A 3,863-nucleotide genomic window follows, 5' to 3' on the forward strand; every position below is an offset into this window, starting at 1 on the left:
CGTAAGCGGAGAAGACTTCCTGGATGATCTCGACAACCGTCTTCTCCTGGAAGATGCGGCAGTTCATGGAACGCGTGAGGTACCACAGCGAAGGCCGCACAGTGGCCGTATAAATATAACTGCGCGAGGTGAGCGTCTCGCGGCCATTGAACTCGAAGCGGGTGATCTGTCCGTCGAGGTAGCGCAGCGCGCCGACCTGCGGCTGGATCTCCAGCGTGAGGGACTTGCCGAGGGCGCTCTTGAGATCGAGCGAAGCGTCGCCCGAGACGAGCTGCACCTCGAAGTCGAAGAGAGTGGAAAGGGCTTCGTTTCCTGTCATGGAGCGGAAACTGAGGATGCCGGATGCAAATGCGTCGCTGTAGGCGGTCACAATCTGGGTCATGTCGGTCTCTTGTGATAATCGGATCGTTGCTCAGGCACGCGTGTCAAGTGAGTCATCCTGAGTGGTGCCAGTCTGTAGCGGCACGCCCCCGGATGTTGTCGGCCGACTTGATGAGTCGGCCCTGGTGGCGGACTTGCTCTAAACGGTTCTCATGGTTGCCTTGCCCTCCGTGCTATGGGTGACGTTGAACAGTGCGTCGCCGGCCATGGTGTGACCGCCGGTCTCACCACTTGACTTCATAGCCAACCTTGACGATGGTCACGCCGGTTTCGCTGATCGAGGCGCCGTTCTGCGCCACCGCCGTGCCGGTATTCGATACCCAGAGGCCCGTGTTGTTGACCGCGTTGCCCGCATTGGTCACCACGTTTCCGATGGTGCTGACATCGTTCGTGTGAAAAACCTCGTTCGACCCGACGTTGACACCGAACGTGTTGCCGACGTTGAAGTCGTTCTCGTTGCCGGCGATGAAGCTGGTGAAATTGCCGATGACCGACGACATGCCCACGCCCGCGATCAAGGAATTGTCCGCACCCACGGTGAGCGTGTTCGAAAGACCGTTCACCGTGATGCTGTAAGCGCTCCCGCTGAGATTCGGCTGGAAGAAGTTCTGGACGAAGGAAGGCAACTGGCTGGCGAGCGTGCCGCCCTATGACGTGCCCGACGGTGAAGTCGATGTCGATGTCGATGTCGATGCCGACGGCGTGGACTGCTGCATGCCCCTGCGGGCGTAGGCCTTCCTGCCGGGCTTGCCCGGTCGCGCCGCCATGGCCTGCTGCAATTGCCCGGCCGTGCTGGTACTGACCGGCTGATTCAACAGACGCTGCGCGCCGGATGGCGGCGGCGAGGTCGAGCTGTCGCCCGAAGCGAGCGGCAAGCCCACTTCGATCGTGTGCGAACCCGCCGTGGCGTGCGTGGTGTTCGCTTCCACCGACGTGTCGTAATTGCGCTCGGCATGCAGCTTGATCTGCTCGGAGCCTTGCTTGTCCTCGAAGCGGAACATGTTGGCGTTGCTGCTGTTGCCGTTGGGCGTGCGCGTGAGGAAGCCGCTCTGCGTGGCCGAGTCGGGCAGGTTGAACGGCGGCATCTGCGAGGCGTTGTAGACGCGCCCGGTGATGAGCGGCCGATCGATGTTGCCGTTCATGAAATCCACCACCACTTCCTGACCGATACGCGGGATGTAGATGCCGCCATAGTTCGAACCGGCCCAGGCATCGGAGACGCGCACCCAGCACGAGCTGTTCTCGTCGCTCTTGCCGTAGCGGTCCCAGCGGAATTGCAGCTTCACGCGGCCGTGCTGATCGGTCCAGATGGTCTCGCCTGCCGGGCCAACGACCACCGCTGTCTGCGGTCCTGTCGCTTTCGGCAAAGGCGTGACGGAGGGTGCGCGCCAAGGGAGCGACGTAGGCTGCGCGAGAAACTCGGTGTCGTAGGCTGCCGAGCTGCTGCCGCTGGCGTCGCCACCGCTCTGGAAGTGATATTCAGCGCCGACGATCAGATACTCGCGGTTATCGGCCGTTCGTGGACAACCTGTCAACGTGAACAGATAGCCCGGCGCGAAGGCGCGAATCGTGGTGTGACCATGAGCGCTTTCGCTACCGGTCTGCTCTTCTTCGAGCCGCACGCGCGAGTAATGGTTGCCCTCGTCGCCATTGACATAGCCGAGCTGCCAGTTGTACTTCTCATAAGAGCCGTGGTCATCGCTGAGCGGATTGGCCTGCTGGCTTTGCAGGTCTGCCTTGGGCTTGCGGAAGTCGTAGTCATCGACGACATAGCGGCCCGTGGTGACATTGTCCTCGGTGTGCCAGCGATCCACGCCTTCGGTCTCGGGCAGCGCAATCTGATCGGGCGCGAGGTAGGGGAGCGAGGCGTAATCGGGCAGGGCGTCGTGGCCGCTCATGTCATCGGCGAGCACGAGCGTGTGCTGGCCCATCTGATGCGTGAAGTAGTAATAGATGCCTTCCTGTTCCATCAAACGGCTGACGAAGGCGAAGTCAGTCTCCTGGAACTGGGTGCAGTAACCCCAGGTGCGATAGGTGGCGCCCAGGCGGTTGGTAACCGGAAAGCCGTAAGCGGAGAAGACTTCCTGGATGATCTCGACAACCGTCTTCTCCTGGAAGATGCGGCAGTTGACGGAGCGCGTGAGGTACCACAGCGAAGGCCGCACAGTGGCCGTATAGATATAACTGCGCGAGGTGAGCGTCTCGCGGCCATTGAACTCGAAGCGGGTGATCTGTCCGTCGAGATAGCGCAGCGCGCCGACCTGCGGCTGGATCTCCAGCGTGAGTGACTTGCCGAGGGCGCTCTTGAGATCGAGCGAAGCATCGCCCGAGACGAGTTGCACCTCGAAGTCGAAGAGGGTGGAAAGGGCTTCGTTTCCTGTCATGGAGCGGAAGCTGAGGATGCCGGATGCAAATGCGTCGCTGTAGGCGGTCACAATCTGGGTCATGTCGTCTCGCTCGGTACGGATGAAGAATCAGGCACGCGTGCCTGAACAGGGGCGTCCGCACCTCGTTGGATGCGGTTATTGGCCGTTGGGCGATCGTCTCCTCGATCTTCGAGCGGGATAGCGATTGCCAATGCATGAATCTCAGGCGCTGCGCTCGCAGAGCATCGCGAGTGAGAGCGCCCGACCCGGCAGCTGGTGTTCCCGGTCCGCACGACGAGTCCGGGCATCAACCGGAACTCGCCGGCGCACACGCTGCCTCAAAACTTCACGTCGTAACCGACGTGTCCCATCTTCACGCCCATGTTGTTCACGGACGATCCGATGTCGACGATCATCGAGCCGGTCGACTGCACCCAGTTGCCGGTGTTGTGGACCTGGCTGCCCACGGCGATCACATTGCTTCCCCAGGTGTTGAGCGCCGCGACCTGAAAGCCTTCGAATTGCCCGGCATGGACCTGGAGGGCATTGCCGATCGTCGTGTCCGCCCGGTTGCCCAGCACGAAGCTGGTGGCGAGGCCGGTGATCGTCGTCGTGGTCGAGCCGTCGACGTCCTTGGTCTCGATGCCGGTGATCAGCACGGTGGACGTGCCGTCGGTGATCTTGAGTTCCTCGCCCAGATAGACCTTCTGTGTCGAGCCGACCACGAGCGTTTTCTCCATGCCGTTCACGGTGATGTTCAGCGCGCTGCCACCGAGCTTTGGCGTGGAGAAGTTCTGCAGGAAGGTGGGCACCTGGCTGGCCAGCGTGATCGACGATGACGTGGGTGTGGACGTAGACGTGGAGGATGAGGTTGATGTCGATGTCGACGTGACAGGCGTGGACTGCTGCATGCCGCTGCGGGCATGGGCTTTCTTGCCGCGCTTGCCTCGTCGTGCGGCCATGGCCTGCAATTGCCCGGTCGCGCCTGTGCTTGTGCTTGCTTGCTGATTCAACAGGCGTTGCGCGCCGGATGGCGGCGGCGAAGTCGAACTGTCGCCCGAAGCGAGCGGCAAGCCCACTTCGATGGTGTGTGAGCCGGCTGTGGTGTGCGTGGTG

At 61.8% G+C, this 3,863-nt stretch carries 4 protein-coding genes; all 4 read right to left on the minus strand.

Annotation, left to right across the window (positions count from 1 at the left end; translation table 11 throughout):
• On the minus strand, positions 1 to 382 hold a 382-nt coding region (locus QCE69_RS39085), incomplete at its 3' end, for a contractile injection system protein, VgrG/Pvc8 family (RefSeq protein ID WP_309936120.1).
• Positions 383 to 605: 223 nt separating this feature from the next.
• The gene (locus tag QCE69_RS39090) at positions 606 to 1,007 is read right to left on the minus strand and encodes a hypothetical protein (RefSeq protein ID WP_309936121.1); all 402 of its coding nucleotides are present in this window, start codon (positions 1,005 to 1,007) and stop codon (positions 606 to 608) included.
• 21 nt (positions 1,008 to 1,028) lie between these two features.
• Complete coding sequence (locus QCE69_RS39095) at positions 1,029 to 2,828, minus strand: type VI secretion system tip protein TssI/VgrG (protein WP_309936122.1); 1,800 nt, start codon at positions 2,826 to 2,828, stop codon at positions 1,029 to 1,031.
• A 257-nt stretch (positions 2,829 to 3,085) separates the two neighbouring features.
• Positions 3,086 to 3,863, minus strand: a 778-nt coding sequence (locus QCE69_RS39100) for a hypothetical protein (protein WP_309936123.1), incomplete at its 5' end; no start/stop codon positions are given.

Source organism: Caballeronia sp. LZ032 (assembly GCF_031451315.1).
GTDB lineage: Bacteria > Pseudomonadota > Gammaproteobacteria > Burkholderiales > Burkholderiaceae > Caballeronia.